We start from the raw sequence: 25,767 nt of genomic DNA on the forward strand, positions 1-25,767 counted from the left end.
TGGGCCGGATCAGAACGCGTAGCGGGCGCGGCGCTTCGCCTCGCCGCGCTGCAGCCAGCCGATGACGGCGGAGCGCACGCGCTGCAGCAGGCGGTCGCGGCGCGTGGGGTGGCTCACGATCTGCGCGCGGTAGAACGAGGGGCAGAGCACGGCGGCATGCGAAACCTCGCCGCAGTTGCCGCAGCCCACGCAGCTGTCGATCACGGTGGCCACCGGGTCCTGGCGCAGCGGATCGGGGTTGGTGCGCACCGACAGCGAGGGACAGCCCGAGAGGCGGATGCAGGAGTGGTCGCCCGTGCAGGTGTCCGGGTCCACGCCGAAGCGCTCGCGCACCACGCGCTCGCCGGCCTGCAGCGCGCGGCGCACCTCCTTCTTCTCGCGGCGCTGCTTGTTCAGCATGCATTCGCTCTGCGCGATCAGCACCTTGGGGCCGGGCGTGTCGGTGGTCAACGCCTCGCGCAGCGCCTGGGTCATGGCCTTCAGGTCGTAGGTGCGGCGGATGGTCTGCACCCACTCGACGCCCACGCCGCGCACGGCCCGCTCGATCTCGTGGCCGGTGCTGCGCGTGGGGTTCACGGCGCGAGACGAGGGAATGTCCTGCCCGCCCGTGGCCGAGCTGTAGTTGTTGTCCACGATGATGGTCAGGTTGTCGCTGCGGTTGAACACCGCGTTGGCGATGCCGCTGGTCAGGCCGTTGTGCCAGAAGCCGCCATCGCCCATCACTGCGATCGCACGCTTGCCCGCCGGCGCGCTGCCGGGCGCCACCGTGAAGGCCGCCGCTGCCGCGCCGCCCAGGCCGTAGCCCATGGTCGTATTGCCCAGGTTGAAGGGCGGCAGGATGGAGAACAGGTGGCAGCCGATGTCGGCGCTGTAGTGGTGCGGGCCCAGCTCGCGCTCGATGAGCTTGACGGCGGTGAAGATCGGCCGCTCCGGGCAGCCGGTGCACAGGCCCGGCGGGCGGGCGTGCACGATCTCTTCGAGCGGCTTGAGCGCCGTGGCAGGCGCGGCGGCGCCCTCTCCGCCTGCCGCCCAGTCGTTCTGGCGTGCCAGGCTGCGGGCCGGAATGGCGTTGCCTTCGCCGTCGTCGGCGGTGATGACGTCGCCGTCCTCCTCGTCGTCGCCATCGGCCAGGGCCAGCGCGGGGGCAGGCACGGCGGCAGGTGCAGCAGCGGCGGCCTTGGCGGCCACCAGCGGGATCACACGGCGCTGCACGGGGGCCTTGGCCTCGGGCTGCACCACGCCGTAGCGCTCCAGGAAGGCCCGCAGGCCGGCCAGCACCACGGCGGTGTTGTAGTCGCCGGCCAGGGGCAGCACGTCCTTGCCGTGCAGGGCGGTGTCCAGCCCGCGCTGGCGCAGGATGGCGGCCACGTTCTGCTCGACGAAGTTGGGCTGGCCCTCTTCCACCACCAGCACGGCGCGCTTGCCCTGGCAGAAGCGCTCGAACTCGTCGTCCACCAGCGGGTAGGTGACGTTCATCACGTAGAGCGGCACCTGCGTGTCGCCGTAGGCGTTGGCCAGGCCGAGCTTCTGCAGCGCGCGGATGACGGTGTTGTAGTTGCCGCCCTGCAGCGCGATGCCCACGTCGGACGCGCCTTCGGCGAAGAACTCATTGAGCTTGCGTTCCTGGATGAAGCGGATGGCGGCGGGCCAGCGCTGATGCACCTTCTCGCGCTCGTGCAGGAAGCTCGCGGGCGGCAGCACGATGCGGTCGAGGTCGCGCACCGGGTTCTCCATCGCGTCCTTCACGGTGAAGGCCGGCGGCACGTTGTCGGCGGTGGTGAACTGGCCGTGCAGGTGGCAGGAGCGGATACGCATCTGCAGCATCACGGGGGTGTTGCTGGCTTCCGAGAGGTCGAAGCCGTCCTTCACCGCCTGCACGATGCAGGGCAGGTTGGGGCGCGGGTCCAGCAGCCACATCTGCGACTTCATCGCGAAGGCGTGGCTGCGCTCCTGCATGATCGAAGAGCCCTCGCCGTAGTCCTCGCCCACGATGATGAGCGCGCCGCCCGTCACGCCGCCCGAGGCCAGGTTGGCCAGCGCGTCGGACGCCACGTTGGTGCCCACCGTGGCCTTGAAGGTGATGGCGCCGCGCAGCGGGTAGTTGACCGAGGCGGCCAGCGTGGCGCCGGCCGTGGCCTCGCTGGCGCTGTTCTCGAAGCGGATGCCGTATTCGGCCAGGATGTCCTGCGCGTCGGACAGCACATCCATCAGGTGCGAGATCGGCGAGCCCTGGTAGCCCGCCACGTAGGCCACGCCCGATTCGAGCAGGGCCTTGGTGACGGCGAGGATGCCCTCGCCGCTGAACACCTCGCCAGCGCCCATGCGCAGCTTCTTGACTTCTTCGACAAACGAACGTTCTGCCATCGTGGTTCCCCTGGTACTTGGCTGATCCGGTTCGGTTCAGCCGCCTTGGGATGCACTTTCGGCCTGTCTCAAAGCCGCGTCAATCCATGATTATTCATGCGAATGCGTTTCCTGCAGAGGGAGGACAGAGAGCTTCACAAACGGGATAGTGCGATGCAGCAGACGTCACTAAAGCCAAGGGAAATCGACCTGAAAACGCGCATTGAGAGCAGAAATGGTGCGCATTTCTGGTGCGTCATCCCGCCGTTAATCGCTTTCATGTGGAGAGACGATTGAATGATTCATCATGTATTTATCGCCACAAAAGCGGGAAATTCCGGGTTTTCCTTGATACACGCGCAGAGCCTCCGTCCTACGATCGGGCGGCAGATCCAGAGCGCACACGGCAGCGCGGCCACGGCCGATTCCCCTGGAACCCCACGGGAAGTTATTTCACGGGACGTTTCACAGGGACTGGCACACGACTTGCAAAGAACCTCGCTGCCGACGGCCGCTGCAACGCCGGCAACAGCCCGTTATTCCCAAAAAGACGCAGTGCTCACCACAAGGAGGCCGCCATGCTCTCCACGATGACTTCTCCCGCCGCCAGCGCGCATGTCCCCATGCCGCAGGTGATCGACCGCTTTTCCGGCACGTCCGATCGGCTGCTGTTTGCCTCCAGCGACCTCGACGAGACCCGCTCCATGGTGGGCCGCGTGATGAAGCCCCACGCGCTGCGCCAGCTGTCGGCGGGCGAGCGGCTGGAAGCGCGCATGCACCACGTGTCGCTGGGCGACGTCTCCATCAGCCGGCTGCGCTACGGCGCCGCCGTCGCCATCGAACCCGGCGCGCTGGAGAGTTTCTTCCTGGTGCAGATGCCGCTGGCGGGCCATGCGCGCATCGACAGCGGCGGCCAGGACGTCGATTCCACGCCCGGTACCGCTTCGGTGCTCAACCCCGACGACGACACCCGCATGCACTGGAGTTCGGGCACCGACCAGCTCATGCTGCGCATCGCACGCGCCCAGGTCGAGCGCACCCTGGTGGGGCAACTGGGCCGCCCGTTGAACGAGCCGCTGCGCTTCGACCTCTCCTTCCGCTGGCAGGACTGCGCTCCATGGAGCTGTCTGCTGTCCTACCTGCTGGACTGCGCTACGCAGAACGCGGAAATGGCCCACAACAAACTGGTGGTGGCGCAGGTCGAGCAGCTGGTTTCGCTCATCCTGCTCACCTCGCACCAGCACAACCACAGCGGTACCTCGCCCACCCGGCGCAGCACCATCCTTCCGCGCCACGTGCGGCGGGCGCAGGACTATCTGCAGACACACGCCCATGAGCCGATCTGCATCGACCAGCTGGCCGAGGTGGCCGGCGTGAGCGTACGCAGCCTGTTCGCCGGATTCAAGGAATTCCTGGGCGTGAGCCCCATGCACTACCTGCGCGACCTGCGCATGGAACATGTGCGCACCGAACTGATGACCGGCGAAGCCAGCAACGTGGCCGGCATTGCGCTGCGCTGGGGCTTTGCCCACCTGGGCCGCTTCAGCACCGAATACAAGCAGCGCTACGGCGAATCGCCCAGCCAGACGCTGCGCCGGCACTGAGAGCCTGTTTACGATCTTCGACACAGCAAAGCCAAGAATGCCAAGTGGACGAACTGCAAGCTGGTGTTGAGCAACCTCTCGCAGTTCTTCCATAAACGCCTGTTCTTGTCCAACCAGGCAAAGCTGCGCTCGACCACCCAGCGCTGAGGCATCACCTTGAACGCGTGCAACTCGCTTCGCTTGGCGATCTGAACGGTGACGTGCTCGCCCAGGATCTCTTGCACGCCCTGGGCGAACGGCTTGCCCACGTAGCCGCTGTCGCACAGCAGGCTTCGCACCCTGCCCAGCGCAGGTTGGCAGCGCTGCAGCGCCTGCAAGGCTCCTTTGCGGTCCGTCACTTCTGCCGTGGTCACTGCAATGGCGTGCGGTAGCCCTTGGGTGTCCACCGCAATGTGGCGCTTGACGCCCGAGACTTTCTTGCCCGCGTCATAGCCCTTGTGGGTCGCTGTATCCGTGTTCTTCACGCTCTGTGCGTCCACGATCAAGAGCGCGCTCGAGGCGCTGCGCCCCAGTCTCTCGCGGGCCGCGCCAACCTGATTTTTTGAGGGCCTGCTCCAGCACGCTTATCCCGTGCAGGTCAGGCTCGCTCCACTTGCGCCAGTACGCATACACGTTCTGCCACTTGGGAAACTCCGGCGGAAGAAACCTCCACTGGCAGCCTGTGCGCAGGAGGTAGAGCACCGCGCAGAACACCTCGTAGAGATCCAGCTCTATGGGCTTGGTACTGCGCCGAACGCTGCGCAACAAGGGCTCGATCTCGGCGAACTTCTCTCTGCTTATGTCGCTTGGGTAGGGCTTTCTTTTCACCAAGCAATTGTCGACTCTGAAAAGATCGTAAACAGGCTCTCTTCAAATTCAGGGAGGGGTTTGTTGACAACNGGTGATGCCGTCCTCGGCAAACCACGGAGCGATCATGGTGTTCGGCGCCATCATGCCGGCCTTCGTGGGCTTCGCGAACTGGATGATCCCGCTGCAGATCGGCGCGTCCGACATGGCTCGATCTCGGCGAACTTCTCTCTGCTTATGTCGCTTGGGTAGGGCTTTCTTTTCACCAAGCAATTGTCGACTCTGAAAAGATCGTAAACAGGCTCTTAGAGACCAATGGCCGTCTCGATGTGTTTGCCATCACAGAACTGCCTGGCGGACATATGTCCGTCGTCCAATCGCCCATTGAGAGTGACGACTGGGAGCGGGCATTGAAGCACACGGTCGCGGAACTGACAGGCTTAGCAGTCCGTCGCGAAATCATCGCGAGCGTGATCATCACTCCGATCACCGATGACTCCAACGGCATGGTGATGCTGGATGTCGAGCACCGTGAAGATGGCCGCGTGTCAGTCCGCCTGATTTTGAAGAAAAAAATGTTCGGCGGATGGACTCTGGTCGATCGGAAATATGAGGCGCAGGAGAGGGGCATCTTCAAGGTTCGGCAGGGGACAGATCCAAGCAAGTCCGATGCACTGTCCTTCACACGCGACGATCTGAATCTCGTCTACCCCTACATAGTCCCCAAGTCCTGGGTCGACTACGCGGGCAAGGATACGCTGCTGACATGGGAATTCTCAGAGGATGTCCGCATGGTTCTTGTCGTAAACAGATTTGGAACCGTGCAGAACGTCAGACCGCAAGACCTTGAAAACGTAAACGAAACGCCAGATAGTCTCTTCGAGATTGGGGCACATAATTTGTCCAACTCATACCAGCAGGGGGAGTTCGAGGTCGGAGGCGCCACGCTGCTGGATGGGCGTGAGATTGGCTATGCCCGCGGCAACTGGATGGCGCCTGCCGGTGGATTGATGTTGAGCGTGCTTTACCAAGGCCTTCAAAAGCAGTTCAAGCAGGACGAATTTGCCGCAATCGCGGTCAATCAACAATTCCTGCTTGCTTTCCCTCTGGATGACGGCACCCTGAACTCAGACTCACTGCGACGAGCTGTCGACGACGAATGGCGTGCGACCAAACCGATCTCGCAGTCGTGGCTGCTACTCGACGGGCAATGGCCTCGGGAATATCCGTATACGCCTACATTCGGACCGAACAAAGCTGGGGCCCATTGAAAGCAACGGTAGATCTATTCACGGCCTCACCGGGTTAAGCTCCCGACCGACTGATTCGGGGCTAATTGAACTTCGGTTTAAGGCCCGAAGCGCATATCCAGGAGAACAGAAGCAGGCGCCAACCAACACGTCCACCAGCCGCTGTGCTGGCTCGCTCACACTTGCGCTGCCGCCTTCAGATCACAAAGCAATTCCACCTTCCGCTTTGACTGGCAGCGGGGTTACGAACCCTGACTTCACAGCGGCTGTGCAGGCCCCTGGTGGACATGGCAGCCATGTCGTACCAGCAGTTCTCCAAACGCAGGCGACATCAAATACGCATATTCCACCGGCCGCTGCGCCCCGATGGCATCCCCCTGCACCACGTCCGTCGCCGGGTGGCACATCAACAGCCCACCGGCCGGCATGTGCGGCAGCCATTGCGCCATCTGCGCGCCGTACTGCGCCTCGTCGGCCGCATCGAAACCGTAGACCCCACCGAACCCGCGGTTGGTGGCCACGCCGGCCCGGCGCGCCTGGCGGGTGGCGGCCCAGCCGCCCAGCAGTGCGATGACGGCGGCCTTCGGCTGGCGCCAGAGGCCTCCGGCGGGGGCGGTGGAGCGCACCCAGGGCCGCTCGTGCGGGGCGTAGCGGGCTTCCAGCTCGGCCCACATGGCGGCGCGCAGGCCGGGCAGCTGGTGCACGTGCTGGTGGCCGTCGATGAAGTCGGGCGGAGTGCCCAGGGCGCGCTCGAAGGCGTCCAGTTGCGTCTGCCAGGCGGCACGCACCGCCTCGGCGGGCATCTGCCGCGCGTAGGCCTGGCGAATGACGGTGCCCAGGGGCTGGGCGGGGTGCGCGCCGCCGTGGCCTTCGGTCAGGTTGAAATGCAGGCCCACGGACAGCTGCGGACGCAGGCTTTTCAGCCGGGGCGCGGATGCGGGCCAGAGCGGCGAGGTGGTCATGCAGCTGGTGGCGGACAGGCGCCGGGCGTGCGTCAGCCGTTCGACGGCTTCGTCGACCAGCGGGTGCAGCGCATAGTCGTCGGCGCAGAGCAGGATCGGGCGCTTGACCGGAGCGGTGGGCTGGGGCATGGCTGGGGACTGCAAATCAGGGCGCGGCGGGCGCCTTGAAGGCCCAGAACTTGCTGAGCACGAAGGTGCCGACCGCCACCAGCACCAGCACGCCGAAGAGGCTCCAGAGGTAGTGCCAGTGCAGCCAGTGCAGGGCGACGTAGTAGAGCAGTTCGTTGACCGCAAACGACAGGCTGGCCACGGCGAAGTAGCGCGCCACCACGGCCCAGCCCCGCGCCTGGGCACGGGCGAAGGTGAGCAGTGCATGGCCCTGGTAGCTGACGACGAAAGCGACGAGGAAGGCCACCACGTTGGCCGCGAGCGGCGGCATGCCGGCCAGCGTCACGGCCAGCCCCACCACGGCCAGGTGCGTGGCGGCGGCGGCACCGCCTACCAGCATGAATTGCAGCCCTTGCGGCAGGCGCCGCAGCGGTTGCAGCAACCGGGCCAGCACGCTCATGGGCGCTCGTCCAGGCCCCGCAGCGGGCTGCGGTCTTCATCCCGCGCCACCAGGTAAATGGGGCGGCGCTTGACCTCGTCGTAGATGCGGCCGATGTATTCGCCCAGGATGCCGATGGACATGAGCTGCACGCCCGAGAACAGCATGATGCTGGCGGCCAGCGTGGGCCAGCCGTCCAGGTCGTTGCCGAACACCAGGGTGGAGACGGCGATCCAGATGCCGTAGGCCAGCGCGGCCAGCGAGATCAGGCCGCCCGCCAGGCTCCACATGCGCAGCGGCAGCGTGGTGAACGAGGTGAGCCCGGCCAGTGCCAGCGACCCCAGGCTGCGCAAGTTGAAGCTGGACACGCCGGCAGCGCGGTCGAGCGGCACGAAGGGCAGCGCGGCGGTCTTGAACCCCACCCAGGCATAGAGGCCCTTCATGAAGCGGTTGCGTTCCGGCAGGGCCTTCATGGCGTCTGCGACCTTGCGGTCCATCCAGCGGAAGTCGCCCGCGTGGGGTGGAATGCGCACGCGGTTGTTGCCGGCGTTCATCAGCCGGTAGAAGACGTTGGTGCCCACACGCTTGGCGCCGCTCTCGGCGCAGCGGTCGGCAATGACGCCGTAGACCATGTCGAAGCCCGACTGCCAGAGCGCATGCATCTGCGGCACCATCTCCAGCGGGTGCTGGAAGTCGGCGTCGATCAGCAGCACGGCATTGCCGCGCGCATGGTCGATGCCGGCGGAGAGTGCCGCCTCCTTGCCGAAGTTGCGCGACAGCGCGATGTAGCGCAGCGGCAGCTCCTGCGCCAGGCGCATCGCGACCTGGTGCGTGGCGTCGCGGCTGCCGTCGTTGACGACGACGATCTCGAAGTCGGGCGTGAGCGACCGCACGGCCTGGGCCAGGGCGCGCAGAAAGCCGTCCAGGTTCTCGCCTTCGTTGTAGGCGGGCACCACGCAGCTCAGCCGCAGCGGCGCGCGGGGCAGCACGCCTTCGGGCGCGGCTGGGGCGAATTCGGCGTGGAAGTCGGTGTCGATTGCCGTGGACGGCGGGGAAGCCTTGGTCATCGAGTAGGTCGTGTTCCGGGTGTCGGTGAAGGCGGGGTCGGGGTCGGGCGGCAGCGCGCTTCAGGAGGAGGCGGCACAGGCGGCCGGCACGTAGGTGCGCCAGTGAATGACGAGCGGCGCGCCCGCACGGCGCTCCGGCCAGTCGATCTGCCACTGGCCTTGCTGCAGCCGCATGCCGGGCACGGCTTGCAACTGTGCCAGCATGGGCTGCTGCGGCAGGGCCAGATCGGCTTCCAGGCCGAGCCACAGCGTGCCGTGCGCCTGCAGCCGCTGCGGCGTGATCCAGGGCGAGAAGCGCTCGTCGCCGTTGATGAAGACGGAGGGGCGCCCCGGCAGCTGCGCAGCCACCAGGCCCACCAGCCAGTAGTCGCCCGCCACCGCATCGAGGGCGCATTGCGGCCCGGGCAGCACCTGCGCCTGCCAGGTGGACTGCACCTGCTGCGCCAGCGCGGCCTGTGGCCAGTCGGTGCGCGCCGGGCGCTTGCGCCAGGCGGCGCCATAGGCCAGGAAGGCGCCCGACAGCAGCGAGATCAGCACCAGCCACACGGCCAGGCCGCGCAGCAGGCGCGGCTGCAGCGCCGCCAGCCAGCGGGACGGCAGCCACGCGGCCACCAGCAGGCCGCTGAAGACCCACATGGGCACGCCCCACATGTCGCGCAGGCGCAGGCCGGTGGCCAGGCCCGCAGTGGTGACCAGCAGGCAGGCGCCGAGCGACACCGCCAGCAGGTAGCCGGGCATGCGGCAGTGCAGGCGCCAGCCGGCGGTGGCATCCACCGGCGCGGCGCGGCGCTCGCGCCGGCTGGTCAGCAGCGCCACCAGCACGATGACGATCAGCGGCACATGGTTGACGGCCTGCGTGGCCAGGAAGCCCAGGGCTTCGAGCCGAGGGCTGGCGCTTTCGGTGACGGCGCGGCTCTGGGCATAGGCCATGGGCAGCCATTCGGACTGGCGCAGCCAATAGAGGTGCGGGGCGAACAGCAGCAGCATCACCGCCAGGGCCAGCCAGGGGCCGGGGGTCAGCAGCACGCGGCGTGACGGCGTCAGCAGCAGGTAGACCGCCATCACGGCCAGCAGCGCGCCCACCGAATACTTGGTGAGCAGGCCCAGGCCGGCGATCACGCCCAGCAGCGCCCACTGGCGCAGGCGCCCGTCCTGCAGCGCGGCCAGCAGGCACCAGCCCAGCGCGGCCCAGATCGGCACCTGGGCGATGTTGTGGTTGAACTCCAGCGCAGGCCGCGTGTAGTAGGCCACGCCCAGGGTCAGCAGCGCGCCGATGAGCGCCCGGTCGGGCGACATGAGCCGGCAGCCCATGCGCCACACCAGCCACAGCGCGGCGGCGATGCAGAGCTGGCTCAGCAGGAACGGGCCGACCCAGCCGAAGGCGCGGAAGAACAGCTCCAGCACCCATGGCGCGAGCGGCGGATGCTTGTAGTAGCCCCACTGCCACTCCCGGCCCCAGGACAGGCTTTCGACGACATCCAGCGGCAGGCTGGAGCTGAGCACCGGCGGCAGCAGCGACCACGCCAGGACGTACACCACGGCCACCCAGAAGATGGGCCGCAGTGGAAGGGAAAGCTGCGGCGAAGGGGCGGTCGCTTGCATCGGAAAAGGCCGGACAGGAGGAGAGGTGCGCGATTGTAAAGATGCGGGCCGCAGGCGGTGGCTGCGGTCCGGGAGCCCCCGCCGGTCGCGTTGGCGTTGGCTTGGCGTTGCCTTGGCGTCGGTCGGCCCCGCCAGGGAGTGGACCGCACCCCGGCCTGCGGCGCGAGTGCGGCGCGGCTATGGCGCAGATTGGAAAAGCCGATGCCGCCCGCCCGGGCGCGGTGATAGCCTTCGCTCCCACCCCTCACTACCCGACAGCCCCATGGATGCCACCACATTCCAGAGCCAGCTTGCCCAGGAAGGCTTCGAGCCCGCCGTTCGCGTGGAGCGCGAAGCCGACGGCCTCTGGGACGACCACACCCATCCGTTCGAAGCCAAGGCGCTGATCCTGTCGGGCGAGATCCGCATCCGGACCATGGCCGACGGCGCCGATCGCACCTACCGGGCGGGCGACGTCTTCCACCTGGCCCATGAAGAACCGCATGCCGAGTGGTACGGCCCCGAGGGTGTGGTGTACCTGGTGGGGCGGCGCAGCGCGCCCCGGCCCGCCACCCCGCCCGCCGCTTGATGATGGCGATGCGGCTGAAACTCAGGGCGTTTTCGGCCGCCAGCGCTTGATGGACAAGCGCTTATTGCTATCAAAGAAATAGCATCAAACCAGCAGGGCCACGGCGCCCGAGAAGCTCAGGAACGCCAGCGCGGTCGACACCAGAATGATGCGGGCGATGCGCCCGTTGTGCGCCCCGAAGCGCTCGGCCAGCAGCGACACGTTGCTGGCGCTGGGCAGCGCCGCCGCCAGCACCAGCGCGGTGTGCGCGAAGGGCGTGAGCGGCAGCCCGGCGGCGGTGGCGGCGTGGCCGGCCGCCCACACCAGCAGCGGGTGCAGGAACAGCTTGGCAAGAGCGATGGGCACATAGTCGCGCGGCGCCACCCGTTCGCTGGCATGGGCGACGGCCTGCATCTGCGAGCGCGCCAGCACCGCGCCGATGGTGAACAGCGCCACCGGCGAGGCCGCATCGGCCAGCAGCGCCACCGTGCGATCGACCGGGCCCGGCAGCGTGAAGCGGGCGGCAGAGGCCACCGCCCCCAGCGCGATCGCCCACGGCATGGGGTTGGTCAGCATGCCGCGCAGGGCCCGGCGCAGCGCGACCGCCACGCCGTGCGCGCCGGCGCCGTCCAGCCGCGACAGCGCGATGCACAGCGACGTGGTGAGCACCATGTCCACCAGCATGGTGAAGATGGCCGGCCCGGCCGCCGCCGTGCCCAGCAGCGCCACCAGCAGAGGCACGCCCATGAAGCCGGTGTTCGGGAAAGCCGCCACCAGGGCGCCGAAGGCCGCGTCGTTCCAGCCCAGGCGGCGCCGGCTGAGCGCCACGGCGCCCGCCACCATCACCAGCGCGCAGGCGATGTAGACCGCCGCGACCGCCGGGTCCAGCAGATCGGCGATGGGCGTGCGCGCGCCGAAGCGAAACAGCATGCACGGCAGCGCGAAGAACAGCACGAAGGCATTGAGCCCGGGGATGGCCGCCTGCGGCAGCACCCCGCCGCGCGCCGCGAGGTAGCCGCAAAGCACCAGGGCGAAGAAGGGAAAGGTGATGGCAAGAATGGACAGCACGGCGGCATTGTCGCAACGCCCGGCCGCTGCGGGCGACGCCGCCGGCGGCCCGGGTGGCGGAAAGCCGCCAGGGAAGCCCTGCACGAATCACCGCGCCGTGGGCCTCTGCGGATTCGGGCAGCCTGCGGCGTTGCACATCCTCGCCATGGCCCCGCTCTGGCAGCGGTTTGCGCCTTGCAGCCCCTCCCGATCCGCAGCGCCCACTTTCCGCTCGATTCGTGCAGAGCTTCCCTGGGCCGAGGACGATCAGAGCGGCAGGACCCGTTCCTGCTGCAGCGCCAGCAGGCAGGCCAGCACGCTCAGGGCTTCCAGCAGTTGCAGGCGGTTGGCCGGGTCCACCTGCAGGACGGGGACGACCCCGCCGCCGCAGCCGTCGGCGAGAGCCCTGCCGAAGGCTTCGCGCGCGGCCGCCGTCGCCGGGCAGGCGCTCAGCACCAGCGCGATGGCGGAGCCCGACTGCGCCGCCGCTTCGGCCAGCAAAGCGCGGGCCAGATCGACCGCCTCCGGCGCGTTCACGTCCACCACGATGAACACGCCCACCGAGGCGGACAGCACCCAGCGGCGCACGAAGTCCAGGCGCTGGGTCCCCGGGCAGGCGCACAGCTGCAGACGATGGCCACCGCCCAGGTCGATCTCGCCGAACTGAGGCCGGCTGGGGCTGAGCGCCCTCCCCTGCCCACCGCGCCCGGGCGTGGGCGCGTCGACGGTCGATCGCACGCTGCCGCACAGCGTCTGCAGCAGAGTGGCCATGCCCAGGCCCATCGGGCCGACCAGCGCCACGCGCGAGATGGCTGCACTCATCGGCCGCACCCCTGGCTGCCGACCCACGACGACAGGCGCCGCGCCAGGCCAGCCGGAACCGGCCCCGGACAACCCACGACCCCACTGGCATGGGCCCGGGCACGGCGCGAGAGCGCTGCGGCGGGTGCAAGAGGTGCGGTCGGCCACGTTGTTGACTGCGGGATCGGCTGTGTAATCGACTGAGGGATCCACTGCCTTATCGGCTGCGCGGGAGGAGCCGATGCGGGCCGTGCCGTCGCCCAGGCAAGCGGCGATGAGACCGCCGATGAGACTGGCGCCGAGAGCGGCGATGACACCGGCAGTGCAGTGGGCGCTGCAGCCGGAGCGCAGCGGTGCGCCGGCTCCCTGGTCCTGCGGACCAGCCCGCGGCGCTGCAGTTCGGCCAGCAGCTGCAGCACGCGGGCGTGTTCCAGCCCGGCATGCCGGCCAATCTGCTCCACCGTGACGGCCTCCCGCGACAGCAGGGCGAGCGCGCGCAGGTGCGGGCCCGTGTCGTACGGCGCTCCCAGCGACGGCCAGGCGCGCAGCCGCCAGCGCTGCAGAGCTGGCGATGCAGGCGGCGCGGCAGCCAGCGGCACCCGGGCACGCTGGCTGGCCTGCCAGGCCTCCCAGTCCGTCAGGAACATCGCGGCACGGTCCAGCACGTCGGCCAGGTCCGCGGCGGTATGGCCATCGCCCAGCCGCGTCAGCCAGCAGGCAGGCGGCGTTTGCTCGGGCACGGCGGGGCCGATGCAGATGACACAAAGCGGGGGCTGCGCCCCGGCGGGAATGGTGGAAGAAGCGTCCAACAGCCAGAGCTGGGCCTGCGCGGCCTCCGCTTCGTGCCACTGGCAGACGGCATGCGGGGATGCCAGCGTCAGCAGATGCCTGAAGCGATCGCGCGAGGTCGCACTGAGCAAGTGGGCCGCAACCGTGCGCGAAGTCGTGGGCATGGTGGGTGAACGGGGTGCAGGGCGGGCTCGATGCCTTTGCCTTTCAGTCTAAAAGCGCGGGCGCCGATGGCGACGGCCGGTTCTGCGGGAAAGCCGGCTGCCGGCCCCGTTTTGACATTCATTCACCGTCGCCGGCCAGTGCGCCCGCCAGGCCGCCCCGGCCACGCGCGGCCCCCCCCCCGGACTGGCCGCGCGCAGGCAGGCCGGCGCCGGGGGTCGATATGATGGCGCGCCCGGCTCCGGCGCCTGCCTCGGCGTGAGGGTGCCCGGCCCTTGCCGCCAGCGACGCGCTGGTGCAGCACGTTGCGGGGCGCCTCCCTCTGCGGCTTGCACGGCGAACCCTCCGCGCCTGATTTTTCTCCCTCCAGAACCCGTTTTTTTCCATTCCATGTCCGCCGGCCTCAACCTCGCCCAGCTCCGCGCCGTTCACTACACCGACGGGCCCTGCCTGGTGCTGGCCGGTGCCGGCTCGGGCAAGACCCGCGTGATCACGATGAAGATCGGCCGGCTGATCGAGACCGGCCTCGCGCCGCGCCGCATCGCGGCCATCACCTTCACGAACAAGGCGGCGGCGGAAATGCGCGAGCGCGCGCAGCACCTGATCGGCCGGGCGGCCAAGGACGTGCTGGTGTGCACCTTCCACGCCCTGGGCGTGCGCATGGTGCGGGAAGACGGCGCCGCGCTGGGCCTGAAACCGCAGTTCAGCATCCTCGATGCCGACGACGTGACCGGCATCATCAAGGACGCGGCCGGCGGCACCACCGACATCGCCACCGCGCGCCAGTGGCAGTGGACCATCAGCGCCTGGAAGAACGCCGGGCTCAACAGCGCCGAGGCGCTCGCCCAGGCCAAGGACGACAACGAGCGCAGCATCGCGCTCATCATGCAGCGTTACGAAGAGCGCCTGACGGCCTACCAGAGCGTGGACTTCGACGACCTGATCGGCATGCCGCTGCGCCTGCTGCGCGACCACCCCGAGGTGCGCGCCAAGTGGCAGGACGCGCTCGGCCACGTGCTGGTCGACGAGTACCAGGACACCAACGCCACGCAGTACGAACTGCTCAAGCTGCTGGTGGGCGAGCGCGCGCGCTTCACGGCCGTGGGTGACGACGACCAGTCCATCTACGGCTGGCGCGGCGCCACGCTGGACAACCTGAAGAAGCTGCCGGTCGACTACCCGCAGCTGCAGGTGATCAAGCTGGAGCAGAACTACCGCTCCACCAGCGCCATCCTGCGCGCGGCCAACAACGTCATCCAGCCCAACCCGAAGCTCTACCCGAAGACGCTGTTCTCGGAACTGGGCGAGGGCGAGCCGGTGCGCGTGGTGGACGCCGACAACGAGGAGCACGAGGCCGAGCGCGCCGTGGCGCGCATCCTCAGCCTGCGTGCCTCGGTGAACCCGCAGCCGGCCTGGAAGAGCTTCGCCATCCTGTACCGCGCCAACCACCAGGCCAAGCCGTTCGAGAAGGCGCTGCGCAAGGCGAACGTGCCCTACAAGGTTTCGGGCGGCACCAGCTTCTTCGACCGGGCGGAGATCAAGGACCTGTGTGCCTGGTTCCGCCTCTGGATCAACAGCGACGACGACCCGGCCTTCCTGCGCGCGGTGACCACCCCGAAGCGCGGCATCGGCCACACCACGCTGGCCAAGCTGGGCGAGTTCTCCACGCAGCACAAGGTGAGCATGTTCGGCGCGCTGTTCAACCACATGCTGGAGGCCGTGCTGCCGCGCAAGGCGCACGAAAGCGTGCTGGAGTTCGGCCGCTACATCAACGACCTGGAATACCGCGCCCGCCGCACCCTGGGCGCGCAGGACGCCCGCGCCTTCATGACCGAATGGCTCAAGGAGATCGGCTATGAGCAGTATCTCTACGACAGCGAGGACAGCGAGACGGTGGCCGCCGCCCGCTGGAGCAACGTGCTGGAGTTCTGCGACTGGATGAGCCAGCGCGCAGGCGGGCAGATCGAGGACACCGCCGGCGCCGTGGTGGCCAAGGAAACCAAGAGCCTGCTGGAAGTGGCGCAGACCATCGCGCTCCTGTCCACCATCAGCGAACGCGAGAAGGACGAAGACCTGGTGACGCTCTCGACCCTGCACGCCTCCAAGGGCCTGGAATGGCCGCACGTGATGCTGGTGGGCGTGACCGAAGGCATGCTGCCCTTCAAGCTGGACGACAACGAAGGCCGGGCGACCACGGTGAGCGACGAGACCGTGCAGCGGCTGCAGGAAGAGCGCCGCCTGATGTACGTGGGCATCACCCGCGCCCAGCGCAGCCTGGCCGTCAGCTGGACCAAGCGCCGCAAGAAGGGCCGCGAGATGGTGGCCGCCCAGCCCAGCCGGTTCATTGCCGAAATGGGGCTGGACAAGAACACCGCCCGGGAAGACCCGCGCGAGAAGCTGCGCGCCCTACGTGCCGAATTCGCCGCGCGCAAAGCCCAGCCGGCCGCCGGCGCTTGAGGCGCGCGAAGCGTTTGCTATAATTTTGATAGCTATACGCGCTTTATTCATGGGCGCGACAGGCATTTTTGGCTTAAAAACATCAGTCCCTACCGCGCGCTCCGCCAGGCGGGCCGCGCAGCGATACTCTTCCCCTGCCGCCAGCATCACCCGCGCACCATGCCCTCTGCCCCCGCTTCCTCTTCTTCCCGCCGCCTGCCGGCAACCCGCCTGACCGCCCTGGCGCTGGCGCTGTGCGCACCTGCCGGCGCCGCCTGGGCGCAGGCGGGCTCAGCCCAGAACGCCGCCGGCCCGGGCAGCGACGCGGCCTGGCGCCGCTGCTCCGCCATGACCGGCGACAGCAACGCACGCCTCGCCTGCTTCGACCAGTGGGCCGGCCAGCAATCGTGGCAGGCGCCCGCCGCCAGCGCCGCCGCGCAGCCGCCTGCCGATGGCAATGCACCGCCCAAGCCGGTCGATGCCACGCTGCCCGCCACCCGCGTGATCGAAGTCGCGCAGACCGACGGCTGCCGCGACGCGCAGTACAGCACCCTGTCGCGCTTCTGGGAGCTGGAAACCGGCAGCGACTGCGGCACCTTCCGCTTCCGCGGCTACCGGCCCATCAGCGTGTCGGTGGTCAAGGGCAGCAACGTGAACCGCCAGCCCACCTCCGATGCGCCCGACCACAACGCGCTCACCGCCGTGGACTACCGCACGACCGAGATGCGCGTGCAGCTGTCGGTGCGCACCAAGCTCGCCCAGGGCCTGCTGACGCAGGGCCATCCCACGCAGACCGATTCGCTCTGGGTGGGCTACACCCAGCAGTCGTACTGGCAGCTGTTCAGCCCCGACATCTCGCGCCCCTTCCGCGCCACCGACCACGAGCCGGAAGTGATGTACGTCTACCCCACCGACGCCAAGCTGCCGTTCGGCTGGCGCTGGCGCTACACCGGCTTGGGTTTGGTGCACCAGTCCAACGGCCAGAGCCTGCCGCTGTCGCGCAGCTGGAACCGCGTCTACCTGATGAGCGGCATGGAGCTGGACGACCGCTGGACGGTGACCGGCCGCGTCTGGAAGCGCCTGAACGAAGGCGCGGACAGCGACGACAACCCCGGCATCAGCAACTACCTGGGCCGCGGCGAGATGACCGTGTCGTGGAACCGCGACCGCAACAACACCTTCATCTTCACGGGCCGGCATTCGCTGGGCTCGGCGCACCGGGGCTCGGCGCGCTTCGAGTGGATGCAGACGCTGGGCCAGAACCTGGGCGCGGGCAAGAGCAACCTGCGCCTGCACACGGCGCTCTTCAGCGGCTATGGCGACACCATGACCGACTACAACCGCAAGCGCACGGTGTTCAGCGTGGGCCTGAGCCTGGTCGATTTCTGATCCGGCGGCCCGGCGCCCGCGCGGGCGCCGGGCTCGAGCGACGGCCCCAAGGCTGGGCCTTCGCGGCCCGCGCGGCTGCAGCGGCCCTGCATCACAACCCGTTACCCTTTGCCCGCCCCGATGCCTTGAAGCTGCCCCACGGCACCGACACAATGCAGCAGCCCGGCAGGCACACGGCGCGCCACGCGCAGCTCCTGGAATAAGAGCGGTTTTCTTCCCGTTTTCTCCGCCATTGCCGGCCACGAGCCCCCTCGAAAATGCCGCTCGGAGGACGAACACCATGGACATGCAATACCAGCTCAAGTCGGGCAGCTACTACCTGTACGACATGCGCGATGCGCCCAGCGCCGTCACGGGCGAGCGGCGGTTCAAGCTCAAGACCGACACCGTGGCCATCGCCTTCGATGCCCACACGGGCGAAGTGCACCAGCACGGCAGCCCCACGCGCATCCAGTCGTGGGCCAGCAACACGCGCCGCCGCCTGCGCGCGGCCGGTGCGGTCGAAGCCGCCAACGACATCGTGGTCGTGTCGGGGCCGCTGCCGGTGGACGAACTGAACAAGTGCCTCTGGATCAACGGCTACTGCCGCCGCATGTTCAAGCGGCTGGCCAGCCTGCCGCACGGCAAGCTGCAGCGCACGGCCGAGCCCTTCCGCAAGGCGGCCTGAGGACAACATCGGAAGAGCCGCAGGCAGATACAGAAAGACGAAAGCGGCCAGACCCCTGCTCGGGCCATCCGGCACCTTTCGGCGGTCTTCACCGCCGCCGCTCCCCCCGCCCGCTCGCCCGCCAACGCCTCAAAGGCCGCCGCGGTCTGCGATCACCTCCGCCGACAAGGCCGGCTCCGCCTCCATGTCCTGCAGCGTATCTGCATGCTTGACGATGGTGACCGGCACCGGGCTGGCCTGCACCAGCGCCTGCGATACCGACCCCAGCAGCGCGCTGGCAATGGCGCCCTGGCCGCGAGCGCCCACCACGATCAGGTCGCAGCCGCGCCGCTCGGCAATGTCCACCAGCGTGTGCGCCACGTCGCCCACGCCCACCTCGGTGTCGCAGGCCACGCCCGCCGCCTCGATGAGCGCGCGGGCCGGCGCCAGCAGGTGCTGGCCGGCCTCCACGCTGGCTGCGGCGATGAGGTCGGGGTCGCGGGTGGTCACCATTTCATACAGCGTGGCGGGCTCCTGCACATGGGCCAGCACCACCTCCCCACGCAGGCCGCCGCGCAGCAGCGACAGCGTGTGGTGCACGGCATCCAGCGAGAGGTCGGAGCCGTCGGCGGCAATCAGAATCTTGGTCATGGTCGGTCCTTTCGCAGCGTTGGTGGACAGGGCGGTTCCAGCCCGCCCCGGTGCGATTCAGTGTAGCGGCGGCCCGGCGCAGCGGCCGGCCAATCCCCTGCGGTCTGGGACAATCGCGCCATGCTTCAGTTCGACCTCCTCAAGACCGACCCCGCAAGCCACGCGCGGCGCGGCACCCTGACTCTCAACCACGGCGTGGTGCAGACGCCCATCTTCATGCCCGTGGGCACCTACGGCACCGTCAAGGGCGTGATGCCGCAGAGCCTGCACGACATGGGCGCGCAGATCATCCTGGGCAACACCTTCCACCTGTGGATGCGCCCCGGCCTGGACGTGATGCAGAGCTTCGGCGGCCTGCACAAGTTCGAGCAGTGGGACAAGCCCATCCTCACCGACTCGGGCGGCTTCCAGGTCTGGAGCCTGGGTGCCATGCGCAAGATCACCGAGGAAGGCGTGACCTTCGCCAGCCCGGTCAACGGCGACAAGCTCTTCATGTCGCCGGAGGTGAGCATGCAGATCCAGACCACGCTCAACTCCGACATCGTGATGCAGCTGGACGAGTGCACGCCTTACGAGACCAAGGGCCAGAAGACCACCGAGGCCGAGGCGCGCAAGTCGATGGAGATGAGCCGCCGCTGGGCCGTGCGCTCCAAGAACGAGTTTGAGCGCCTGGGCAACCCGAATGCGCTCTTCGGCATCGTGCAGGGCGGCATGTACACGAACCTGCGCGAGGAATCGCTGCAGGCCCTGGTCGAGATGGACTTTCCCGGCTATGCCGTGGGCGGCGTCAGCGTGGGCGAGCCCAAGGACGAGATGCTGGAGATCATGGCCCACACGCCGCACCTGCTGCCGGCGAACAAGCCGCGCTACCTAATGGGCGTGGGCACGCCCGAGGACCTGGTCCAGGGCGTGGCCGACGGCGTGGACATGTTCGACTGCGTGATGCCCACCCGCAATGCGCGCAACGGCACCATCTTCACGCGCTACGGCGACCTGAAACTGCGCAACGCCCGCCACAAGGCCGACCACCAGCCGCTGGACGCCACCTGCACCTGCCATGCGTGCGCCGGCAAGGACGGCGTGGCCTGGGCAGACGGCGGCCGCGGCGGCTTCAGCCGGGCCTACCTGCACCATCTGGACCGCTGCGGCGAAATGCTGGGCCCCATGCTCACCACCATCCACAACCTGCACTACTACCTGAACCTGATGCGCGAAGTGCGAGAAGCACTGGACGCGGGCGCATTCGCGGCCTTCCGCCAGCGGTTTGCGGCCGACCGGGCACGCGGGGTCTGAAGCGACGGGCAGGCCCGCAGGGCGGGCGGGCCCGGCGCGAACCGTGCCCCTGCCAAGCTCCATGCCGATGCCCCAGCCCCAGCCCCAGCCAACGACACGCTGGCGAACTTGTCGTACGCATGGCTCACCCGCCCGTGGCTAGCATGCAGCCATGATCACCGTTCACCACCTCGAAACCTCGCGCTCGCAGCGCGTCCTGTGGCTGCTGGAAGAGCTGGGCGTGCCCTACACGCTCAAACGGTATCAGCGCGACCCGCGCACACGGCTGGCGCCGCCCGAACTCAAGCGCATCCACCCGCTGGGCAAGTCCCCGGTCATCACCGAAGGCGACGACACGGTGGCCGAGTCCGGCGCCATCCTCGAATACCTGGCCGACCGCTTCGGCGATGCCGCGCCGCCTGAACTGGCTGATCTGGTGCCCGCCCGCGGCACGCCCGCGCTGCGCCAGTGCCGCTTCTGGATGCACTACGCGGAAGGCTCGCTGATGAACTGGCTGATGCTGAAGCTGGTGTTCAAGACCCTGCCGACCCGGCCCATGCCGTTTTTCGTGCGGCCCGTGGCACGCGGCATCTGCAGCCAGGCGCAGCAGAAACTGGTCGATCCGAACCTGGCCACCGCCCTCGCCTTCATGGACGAGCATCTGTCGCGCCACACCTGGTTCGCGGGCGACCACCTGAGCCTGGCCGACTTCCAGATGAGCTTTCCGGTGGAAGCCGCCCTCTCGCGCGCCGAAGGGGCCGACCGCCATCCGCACCTGCGCGCCTATCGGGACCGCATGCGCGCCCGGCCCGCCTACCAGCGCGCGCTGGAAAAGGGCGGGCCCGTGGTGATGTCCTGATGTCTACCTGATCCGACCGGCGCGGCCGGCACCTGCGTGAACACAGAGGCGCCGGCGCAGGCTGCCCGTCAGATGATCGGCACGCCGCCCGTGACGGCGATGGTGGCGCCGGAGATGTAGCTCGCCTGGTCGGACGCTAGCAGCACATAGGCAGGCGCCAGTTCCGCCGGCTGGCCGGGGCGCTGGAAGGGCACCTGCTTGCCGAACTCGCGCGCGCGCTCGATGTCCAGCGTGGACGGAATGAGCGGCGTCCAGATCGGCCCGGGCGCCACGCAGTTCACGCGGATGCCCTTGTCGGCCAGCAGCTGCGCCAGCCCGCCGGTGAAGTTCTGCAGCGCGCCCTTGGTCGACGCATAGGCCAGCAGCGTCTTGTTCGGCTTGTCCGCATTCACCGACACCGTGTTGATGATGGCGCTGCCCGGCGGCATGTGCCGCGCTGCGGCCTTGCTCAGATAGAAGGTGGCATAGACATTGGTGCGGAAAGTGCGGTCGAACTCCTCGGCCGTCAGCTCGTCGATGCTGTCGTGCGACATCTGGTAGGCCGCGTTGTTGACCAGGATGTCGATGCCGCCCAGCTCCTTCACCGCGCGCTCGATGATGCCGTTGCAGTGCGCTTCCTCGCGGATGTCGCCCGGCACGCCGATGGCCCGGCGACCCTCGGCCTCGACCATTTCCAGCGTGTGGCGCGCATCGCCTTCCTCCTCCGGAAGGTAGGCGATGAGCACGTCAGCGCCCTCGCGCGCATAGGCCAGCGCGACGGCCCGCCCGATGCCGCTGTCGCCGCCGGTGATGACGGCCCTGCGCCCCTGGAGCTTGCCCGAGCCCCGGTACGACTCGGCGCCGTAGTCGGGACGCGGATTCATGTCGGTTTCAGCGCCCGGCGGCGTCAGCGGCTGCTGGTCGGAAAACGGCGGCCGGGGACCGGCGGTGCGGGGATCGAGAGGCATGGGAAAGGCTCCTGGAAGTGGGATGAAAACCGGGTGCCGGGCAGCGGCACCCGCAGCCCCGCAGTCTTCGAACAGCCAGCGCCCCCGGGTTGTAGGAGAACTCGCCCCACTGCGTGTCGGCTTGCATCGACCTCACCCCGACGATGCGCCCAGACCACCCGCTCAAGCCCAAATAAATACAAATAATAAACACAAACCCTAATGAAATTCCATTTCAGCCGGATTGACTGCCCATCTCGGGGAGTGTCCAATCCTTTTTGTACTTTTCTTGTATTTATATGAACACAGTCATTTTGGGTGGCGGCACGGTGGGACAGTGCTACGCACAGGCATTGGCGGCCCAGGGCCACACGATCAGCGGCTTTGCCGATCCGCAACCCGGCGAAGCGCTGCAGGCCCTTGCCGGCAGGCTCGGTGCCGGCCTGCACGCCGCGCCCGGCGCGTGGATGCTTGAGGCCGAGCTGGTGGTGAGCGCCGTCTTCGGCACCGTCGCGCTGGAGGTGGCTCGCCAGGCCTTCCCCCACCTGCAGCGCGGCGCGCTGTACGTCGACATGACCACGGCCGACCCCGACGACATGCGCCAGGCCGAGCAGGAGGCTGAAGCCTGCGGGCACCGCTTCGTCGACGTGGCCATCACCGGAGCCGTCAACCTGAGCGGCGCGCGCACGCCGCTGCTGTGCTCGGGCACGGCGGCGCAGGAAGTGGCGGCGCTGCTAGCCGCCTGCGGCGCCCCCATCCGCCCCGTGGGCGCGCGGCCGGGCGACGCCGCATCGCTCAAGCTGCTGCGCAGCATCTTCACCAAGGGCATGGAGGCGCTGGCCGTGGAATGCCTGGTGACCGCAGAGCAGAAGGGGCTGCGCGCCGAGCTGCACGACGTGCTGCTGGACATCGACCAGGGTTCGCTGCGCGAGACCATGGAGTCGATGGTGCGCACGCACATCCCGCATGCCGGCCGCCGCCGCAACGAGGTGGTCGAGGCCCAGCGCCAGATGCAGCTCTCCGGGGTGCAGCCGCTCGTGCTGCCCGCCGTGCAGCAGCTGTTCGAGCGCACCGTGCAGGGCCAGGCCGGAACGCCCTACGGCGGCAGCAGTACCGCCGACGCCCTGGCCTGGCTGGCCGCGCTGTCACGCACCGAACGCCCTTGATTCCCTGCCCCTCAAGCCCCTCTAAAACGACTTCCGGAGACACGACCCATGCGCCTTCTTCACCGCATCCTCGCCACCGCCTGCCTGCTGGCGGTGGGCGCCACCGCCCTCGCCCAGGACTACCCGGCCAAACCGATCAAGTTCATCGTTCCCTTCCCGCCCGGCGGCGGCACCGACAGCCTGACGCGGCTGATGGCCACCAAGCTGACCGACACCCTGAAGTGGACCGTCGTGGTCGACAACAAGCCGGGCGCTGGCGGCAACCTAGCGTTGGACAGCACGGCCAAGGCGCCCGCCGACGGCTACACGCTGGTGATGGCGCAGACCGACAACGTGGTGCTGAACCCCCTGCTCTATTCCAAGCTCACCTACGACCCCGTCAAGGACCTGATCCCCGTGGGCCTGGTCGCCAGCGGCCCGGCTGTGCTGGTGGTGCGGGCCGACTCGCCCTACAAGACGCTGGCCGACGTGATCGCGGCGGCCAAGGCCCAGCCGGGGCGCCTCACGTTCGCGTCGCCGGGCACCGGCACCGTGGCGCACCTGATCAGCGAGCTGTGGCAGAAAAGCTCCGGCATGAAGCTCACGCACGTGCCCTACCGGGGCATGTCGCAGGCCCTGCCCGACCTGATCGGCGGCCAGGTGGACATGTACATGGGCTCCATTCCCACGCTGCAGAGCCACATCCAGGGCGGCAAGGTGCGGGCGCTGGGCGTCACCACCGCCAAGCGCTCACCCGTGCTGCCCAATGTGCCCACGTACACCGAATCGGGCATTGCCGGCGTGGAGCTGGCGAGCGTCTGGGGCGTGATGGCCCCGGCCGGCACCCCGCCCGAGGTGGTGAGCCGCGTGAACGCCGCCGTCAACCAGGTGCTGCAGCAGCCCGACACGCGCGCCAAGATCCTGGCGAGCGGCGCCGACATCCTGGGCAGCACGCCCAAGGAAATGGGCGAACTCTACGCCGCCGACCGGGCGCGCCTGGCCCCCGTGGTGCGCGATTCGGGAACCAAGCTCGACTGAACCGCCCAGCCCCTCCGCCCGCTCCCACCCCGCACAGACCATGCAGACACTCCGCACCCTCTTCTTCGGCGCGATCCTCGCCGCCCTGGCGGCCAGCGCCGCCGCGCAGGACTTCAAGAATCCGATCAAGATCGTCGTGCCCTTCGCGCCCGGCGGCGCTACCGATGCCCTGGCGCGGCTGCTGGGCCCACGGCTGAGCAAGGCGCTGTCCCAGACCGTCGTCATCGAGAACAAACCCGGCGCGAGCGGCCAGATCGGCACCGCGTTTGTCAAGGCGGCCGCGCCGGATGGCGCCACCTTCCTGCTGGCGCTCGACCATTCTGTCGTCGTCGTGCCGATCCTCACGCCCAGCGCGGGCTACGACGCGATGCGGGACTTCGTTGCGGTCGGCCAGGTGGCCCGCTTCCAGTGGACCTTCGCCGTGCCGCTCAGCGGCTCCGCCAGGACGCTGCCGGAATTCGTCGACGCGGTGCGCAACAACCCGCAGCTGGGCAACTACGGCGTGCCCCTCATCGGCGGTGTGCCGGACATCATCGGCGCGGCCATCAGCCGGAAGGCCGGTGTGAGGATGGAGGCCATCGCCTTCGGCGGCTCGGCCCAGATGATGCCGCAGCTGATCGGCGGGCAGCTGGCCTCGGGCGTGACCGGCGAGCCCGAAGGCGTGACCATGTCGCGGGGCGGCAAGGTGCGCATCCTGGCGATTTCGGGCGGCAAGCGCTCGGCGCTGCTGCCGGGAGTTCCGACGTTCGAGGAATTGGGCTTCAGCGGCGTGAACGTGAGCAGCTTCAACGCCTTCTTCGCGCCCAAGGGCCTGCCCACGCCGCTGGCCGAGAAATTCAATGCCGCGTTGCGCAGCGTGCTGAAAGACCCCGAGGTGCAGGCCCGCGTGCAGGACATGTCCCTGGAACTCGCGCCCACGGACCTGGAGCAGTCCGCCGCAGAACTCGCCAAGTCCTACCAGTTCTGGCACGCCGCCAAGCCCACTCCATGACGCAGCAAGCGGCCCACCCAGCGGAACCGGGGGCGGTGCCGATCGACGTTCCCGCCGGGGCGTGCGACTGCCACATGCACCTGTTCGACCCGGCCGTGCCCTTCGTGCCGGGCGCCGTGCTACGGCCCGGCGAGGCGAACGCCGGGCAGTATCTGCGGCTGATGCGCCGCCTCGGCATCGGCCGCAACGTGCTGGTGCAGCCTTCCAGCTACGGGCGAGACCACCGCGTGCTGCTGGCCGGCCTGCGCCGCCTGGGCGACAGCGCCCGGGGCATCGCGGTCATCGACCCGCTCACCCCTGCGGACGAGCTGCTGGAGTTGCGCGACCACGGCGTCGTGGGCGTGCGGTTCAACCTGGTGCAGGCCGGTGCCCCGACGGCCGACATGCTGGAGCCGGTGGCCCGCCTGATCCAGCCGTTCGGCTGGCACATCCAGCTGCATGCGCACTCCGGCGACCTGATCGGCCTGGCGGACCGTCTCCTCGCATTGCCCGTGCCGGTGGTGATCGACCACTTCGCGCGCCTGCATGCCGATGTCGCTTCCACCGGGCATGCCGAACGGGTCGAGGCGACGGTGGCCCGCCTGCTGGCCAGCCGGCGCGTGTGGCTCAAGCTCTCCGCGCCCTACATCGCGGCGCCGGGTTCCCCGCCGCAGGCGGCGCTGGGCGGCTTCGTGCGCCGGCTGGCCGATGCCTCGCTGGACCAACTGGTCTGGGGCACGGATTGGCCCCACGTCACGGCACCGGACGCACCCGACGACGCGGCGCTCATGCAGCTGCTGGCGCACTGGTTCTCGCCAGGCGAGCGTCAGCGCGTGCTGGTCGAAAACCCCGCCCGCCTCTACCGCTTTCCCGCACCCCTGACTGCGCCCGCACCCGGTGCTTCCCTGCCTGTTCCACTCTGATTGCA

General features: G+C 68.6%; 23 protein-coding genes and 1 pseudogene. 13 read left to right on the forward strand and 11 right to left on the reverse strand.

What is annotated here, in order from left to right; genetic code table 11:
• Window positions 1–9: 9 nt before the first annotated feature.
• Complete coding sequence (locus tag ASF94_RS19765; RefSeq protein ID WP_056670697.1) at window positions 10–2,364, reverse strand: indolepyruvate ferredoxin oxidoreductase subunit alpha; 2,355 nt, start codon at window positions 2,362–2,364, stop codon at window positions 10–12.
• Window positions 2,365–2,921: 557 nt separating this feature from the next.
• Here ASF94_RS19765 and ASF94_RS19770 point away from each other — a divergent pair.
• Window positions 2,922–3,947 (forward strand): AraC family transcriptional regulator, encoded by a 1,026-nt coding sequence (locus ASF94_RS19770; RefSeq protein ID WP_056670701.1) that lies wholly within the window; start codon window positions 2,922–2,924, stop codon window positions 3,945–3,947.
• 8 nt (window positions 3,948–3,955) lie between these two features.
• On the opposite strand, the gene ASF94_RS20985 is transcribed toward ASF94_RS19770, so the two are convergent.
• Window positions 3,956–4,757 (reverse strand): IS5 family transposase gene (locus ASF94_RS20985; RefSeq protein WP_369818683.1). Its coding sequence is split into 2 segments (ribosomal slippage): window positions 3,956–4,480 and window positions 4,482–4,757, totalling 801 coding nucleotides; the frame shifts between segments, so codons are not numbered across the junction.
• Window positions 4,758–4,826: 69 nt separating this feature from the next.
• Between ASF94_RS20985 and ASF94_RS22025 the strand changes: the two are divergent.
• Window positions 4,827–5,001, forward strand: a pseudogene (locus ASF94_RS22025) (cbb3-type cytochrome c oxidase subunit I); the annotation flags it as partial.
• Window positions 5,002–5,095: 94 nt separating this feature from the next.
• Window positions 5,096–6,004: a hypothetical protein gene (locus ASF94_RS19780; protein ID WP_056670703.1), complete on the forward strand. Its 909-nt coding sequence runs from the start codon at window positions 5,096–5,098 to the stop codon at window positions 6,002–6,004.
• A 236-nt stretch (window positions 6,005–6,240) separates the two neighbouring features.
• Here ASF94_RS19780 and ASF94_RS19785 read toward each other — a convergent pair whose 3' ends face one another.
• Genes ASF94_RS19785 through ASF94_RS19800 form a run of 4 tightly spaced genes read right to left on the reverse strand, consistent with a single transcriptional unit; the run spans window position 6,241 to window position 10,161 of the window.
• On the reverse strand, window positions 6,241–7,074 hold the full coding sequence (locus tag ASF94_RS19785) for a ChbG/HpnK family deacetylase (RefSeq protein ID WP_056670706.1): 834 nt from the start codon (window positions 7,072–7,074) through the stop codon (window positions 6,241–6,243).
• Window positions 7,075–7,090: 16 nt separating this feature from the next.
• Entirely contained in the window at window positions 7,091–7,513 is a 423-nt protein-coding gene (locus ASF94_RS19790; protein WP_056670709.1) for a GtrA family protein, read from the reverse strand.
• Window positions 7,510–8,559: a glycosyltransferase family 2 protein gene (locus ASF94_RS19795; protein WP_056670713.1), complete on the reverse strand. Its 1,050-nt coding sequence runs from the start codon at window positions 8,557–8,559 to the stop codon at window positions 7,510–7,512. Before ASF94_RS19795 ends, ASF94_RS19790 begins: the two co-directional genes overlap by 4 nt.
• 60 nt (window positions 8,560–8,619) lie before the next feature.
• A complete protein-coding gene (locus ASF94_RS19800) occupies window positions 8,620–10,161 on the reverse strand; it encodes a glycosyltransferase family 39 protein (RefSeq protein WP_056670716.1) in 1,542 nt (513 codons plus the stop codon).
• Window positions 10,162–10,423: 262 nt separating this feature from the next.
• On the opposite strand from ASF94_RS19800, the gene ASF94_RS19805 reads away from it, so the two are divergent.
• Window positions 10,424–10,729 carry a hypothetical protein gene (locus ASF94_RS19805; protein WP_056670719.1) on the forward strand — a complete coding sequence of 102 codons (306 nt, stop codon included), beginning with the start codon at window positions 10,424–10,426 and terminating at the stop codon, window positions 10,727–10,729.
• Between the two features lie 84 nt (window positions 10,730–10,813).
• Here the strand turns inward: ASF94_RS19805 and ASF94_RS19810 are convergent, their stop codons facing one another.
• The 3 genes from ASF94_RS19810 to ASF94_RS19820 form a co-directional block, all read right to left on the reverse strand.
• Window positions 10,814–11,776 carry an AEC family transporter gene (locus ASF94_RS19810; RefSeq protein ID WP_056671114.1) on the reverse strand — a complete coding sequence of 321 codons (963 nt, stop codon included), beginning with the start codon at window positions 11,774–11,776 and terminating at the stop codon, window positions 10,814–10,816.
• A gap of 246 nt (window positions 11,777–12,022) precedes the next feature.
• The gene (locus ASF94_RS19815) at window positions 12,023–12,577 is read right to left on the reverse strand and encodes a hypothetical protein (RefSeq protein ID WP_056670722.1); all 555 of its coding nucleotides are present in this window, start codon (window positions 12,575–12,577) and stop codon (window positions 12,023–12,025) included.
• On the reverse strand, window positions 12,574–13,509 hold the full coding sequence (locus ASF94_RS19820) for a helix-turn-helix domain-containing protein (protein WP_056670724.1): 936 nt from the start codon (window positions 13,507–13,509) through the stop codon (window positions 12,574–12,576). Before ASF94_RS19820 ends, ASF94_RS19815 begins: the two co-directional genes overlap by 4 nt.
• A gap of 388 nt (window positions 13,510–13,897) precedes the next feature.
• On the opposite strand from ASF94_RS19820, the gene ASF94_RS19825 reads away from it, so the two are divergent.
• The 3 genes from ASF94_RS19825 (at window position 13,898) to ASF94_RS19835 (ending at window position 17,999) form a co-directional block, all read left to right on the forward strand.
• Window positions 13,898–15,964, forward strand: a complete 2,067-nt coding sequence (locus ASF94_RS19825; protein WP_056670726.1) for an ATP-dependent helicase — start codon at window positions 13,898–13,900, stop codon at window positions 15,962–15,964.
• A 159-nt stretch (window positions 15,965–16,123) separates the two neighbouring features.
• A complete protein-coding gene (locus ASF94_RS19830) occupies window positions 16,124–17,332 on the forward strand; it encodes a phospholipase A (RefSeq protein WP_082493447.1) in 1,209 nt (402 codons plus the stop codon).
• A 280-nt stretch (window positions 17,333–17,612) separates the two neighbouring features.
• Complete coding sequence (locus ASF94_RS19835; RefSeq protein WP_056670729.1) at window positions 17,613–17,999, forward strand: hypothetical protein; 387 nt, start codon at window positions 17,613–17,615, stop codon at window positions 17,997–17,999.
• A 129-nt stretch (window positions 18,000–18,128) separates the two neighbouring features.
• Here the strand turns inward: ASF94_RS19835 and ASF94_RS19840 are convergent, their stop codons facing one another.
• On the reverse strand, window positions 18,129–18,629 hold the full coding sequence (locus ASF94_RS19840; RefSeq protein WP_056670731.1) for a universal stress protein: 501 nt from the start codon (window positions 18,627–18,629) through the stop codon (window positions 18,129–18,131).
• Window positions 18,630–18,749: 120 nt separating this feature from the next.
• Between ASF94_RS19840 and tgt the strand changes: the two genes are divergently transcribed.
• Together tgt and ASF94_RS19850 are read left to right on the forward strand one after the other, a co-directional pair.
• Complete coding sequence (gene tgt / locus ASF94_RS19845; RefSeq protein WP_056670733.1) at window positions 18,750–19,922, forward strand: tRNA guanosine(34) transglycosylase Tgt; 1,173 nt, start codon at window positions 18,750–18,752, stop codon at window positions 19,920–19,922.
• 151 nt (window positions 19,923–20,073) lie between these two features.
• Window positions 20,074–20,760: a glutathione S-transferase family protein gene (locus tag ASF94_RS19850; protein ID WP_056670736.1), complete on the forward strand. Its 687-nt coding sequence runs from the start codon at window positions 20,074–20,076 to the stop codon at window positions 20,758–20,760.
• A gap of 68 nt (window positions 20,761–20,828) precedes the next feature.
• Here the strand turns inward: ASF94_RS19850 and ASF94_RS19855 are convergent, their stop codons facing one another.
• Window positions 20,829–21,707, reverse strand: coding sequence for an SDR family oxidoreductase (locus tag ASF94_RS19855; RefSeq protein WP_056670739.1), 879 nt, complete (start codon window positions 21,705–21,707; stop codon window positions 20,829–20,831).
• 278 nt (window positions 21,708–21,985) lie between these two features.
• Here ASF94_RS19855 and ASF94_RS19860 point away from each other — a divergent pair, with 278 nt between their 5' ends.
• From ASF94_RS19860 to ASF94_RS19875, 4 genes are read left to right on the forward strand one after another with little or no spacing between them, the layout of a single operon-like run.
• On the forward strand, window positions 21,986–22,852 hold the full coding sequence (locus ASF94_RS19860; RefSeq protein WP_056670742.1) for an NAD(P)-binding domain-containing protein: 867 nt from the start codon (window positions 21,986–21,988) through the stop codon (window positions 22,850–22,852).
• A 48-nt stretch (window positions 22,853–22,900) separates the two neighbouring features.
• Window positions 22,901–23,869, forward strand: a complete 969-nt coding sequence (locus ASF94_RS19865; RefSeq protein WP_056670745.1) for a tripartite tricarboxylate transporter substrate binding protein — start codon at window positions 22,901–22,903, stop codon at window positions 23,867–23,869.
• Window positions 23,870–23,909: 40 nt separating this feature from the next.
• Entirely contained in the window at window positions 23,910–24,860 is a 951-nt protein-coding gene (locus tag ASF94_RS19870) for a tripartite tricarboxylate transporter substrate binding protein (protein ID WP_056670748.1), read from the forward strand.
• On the forward strand, window positions 24,857–25,762 hold the full coding sequence (locus tag ASF94_RS19875) for an amidohydrolase (RefSeq protein ID WP_082493448.1): 906 nt from the start codon (window positions 24,857–24,859) through the stop codon (window positions 25,760–25,762). The genes ASF94_RS19870 and ASF94_RS19875 overlap by 4 nt, the downstream gene beginning before the upstream one ends.
• Window positions 25,763–25,767: the final 5 nt, after the last annotated feature.

Source organism: Acidovorax sp. Leaf160 (assembly GCF_001424265.1).
Classification (GTDB): Bacteria; Pseudomonadota; Gammaproteobacteria; order Burkholderiales; family Burkholderiaceae_C; genus Paracidovorax.

What these genes read in the sequence shown, in the direction of transcription:
- ASF94_RS19780 (WP_056670703.1), top strand. Translation starts at nt 5,096, where the DNA reads ATGTCCGTCGTCCAATCGCCCATTGAGAGTGACGACTGGGAGCGGGCA.
- ASF94_RS19815 (WP_056670722.1), bottom strand. Translation starts at nt 12,577, where the DNA reads ATGAGTGCAGCCATCTCGCGCGTGGCGCTGGTCGGCCCGATGGGCCTG.
- ASF94_RS19850 (WP_056670736.1), top strand. Translation starts at nt 20,074, where the DNA reads ATGATCACCGTTCACCACCTCGAAACCTCGCGCTCGCAGCGCGTCCTG.
- ASF94_RS19870 (WP_056670748.1), top strand. Translation starts at nt 23,910, where the DNA reads ATGCAGACACTCCGCACCCTCTTCTTCGGCGCGATCCTCGCCGCCCTG.
- ASF94_RS19805 (WP_056670719.1), top strand. Translation starts at nt 10,424, where the DNA reads ATGGATGCCACCACATTCCAGAGCCAGCTTGCCCAGGAAGGCTTCGAG.
- ASF94_RS19840 (WP_056670731.1), bottom strand. Translation starts at nt 18,629, where the DNA reads ATGACCAAGATTCTGATTGCCGCCGACGGCTCCGACCTCTCGCTGGAT.
- ASF94_RS19860 (WP_056670742.1), top strand. Translation starts at nt 21,986, where the DNA reads ATGAACACAGTCATTTTGGGTGGCGGCACGGTGGGACAGTGCTACGCA.
- ASF94_RS19765 (WP_056670697.1), bottom strand. Translation starts at nt 2,364, where the DNA reads ATGGCAGAACGTTCGTTTGTCGAAGAAGTCAAGAAGCTGCGCATGGGC.
- ASF94_RS19795 (WP_056670713.1), bottom strand. Translation starts at nt 8,559, where the DNA reads ATGACCAAGGCTTCCCCGCCGTCCACGGCAATCGACACCGACTTCCAC.
- ASF94_RS19800 (WP_056670716.1), bottom strand. Translation starts at nt 10,161, where the DNA reads ATGCAAGCGACCGCCCCTTCGCCGCAGCTTTCCCTTCCACTGCGGCCC.
- ASF94_RS19770 (WP_056670701.1), top strand. Translation starts at nt 2,922, where the DNA reads ATGCTCTCCACGATGACTTCTCCCGCCGCCAGCGCGCATGTCCCCATG.
- ASF94_RS19865 (WP_056670745.1), top strand. Translation starts at nt 22,901, where the DNA reads ATGCGCCTTCTTCACCGCATCCTCGCCACCGCCTGCCTGCTGGCGGTG.
- ASF94_RS19790 (WP_056670709.1), bottom strand. Translation starts at nt 7,513, where the DNA reads ATGAGCGTGCTGGCCCGGTTGCTGCAACCGCTGCGGCGCCTGCCGCAA.
- ASF94_RS19785 (WP_056670706.1), bottom strand. Translation starts at nt 7,074, where the DNA reads ATGCCCCAGCCCACCGCTCCGGTCAAGCGCCCGATCCTGCTCTGCGCC.
- ASF94_RS19830 (WP_082493447.1), top strand. Translation starts at nt 16,124, where the DNA reads ATGCCCTCTGCCCCCGCTTCCTCTTCTTCCCGCCGCCTGCCGGCAACC.
- ASF94_RS19825 (WP_056670726.1), top strand. Translation starts at nt 13,898, where the DNA reads ATGTCCGCCGGCCTCAACCTCGCCCAGCTCCGCGCCGTTCACTACACC.
- ASF94_RS19820 (WP_056670724.1), bottom strand. Translation starts at nt 13,509, where the DNA reads ATGCCCACGACTTCGCGCACGGTTGCGGCCCACTTGCTCAGTGCGACC.
- ASF94_RS19875 (WP_082493448.1), top strand. Translation starts at nt 24,857, where the DNA reads ATGACGCAGCAAGCGGCCCACCCAGCGGAACCGGGGGCGGTGCCGATC.
- ASF94_RS19855 (WP_056670739.1), bottom strand. Translation starts at nt 21,707, where the DNA reads ATGCCTCTCGATCCCCGCACCGCCGGTCCCCGGCCGCCGTTTTCCGAC.
- tgt (WP_056670733.1), top strand. Translation starts at nt 18,750, where the DNA reads ATGCTTCAGTTCGACCTCCTCAAGACCGACCCCGCAAGCCACGCGCGG.
- ASF94_RS19835 (WP_056670729.1), top strand. Translation starts at nt 17,613, where the DNA reads ATGGACATGCAATACCAGCTCAAGTCGGGCAGCTACTACCTGTACGAC.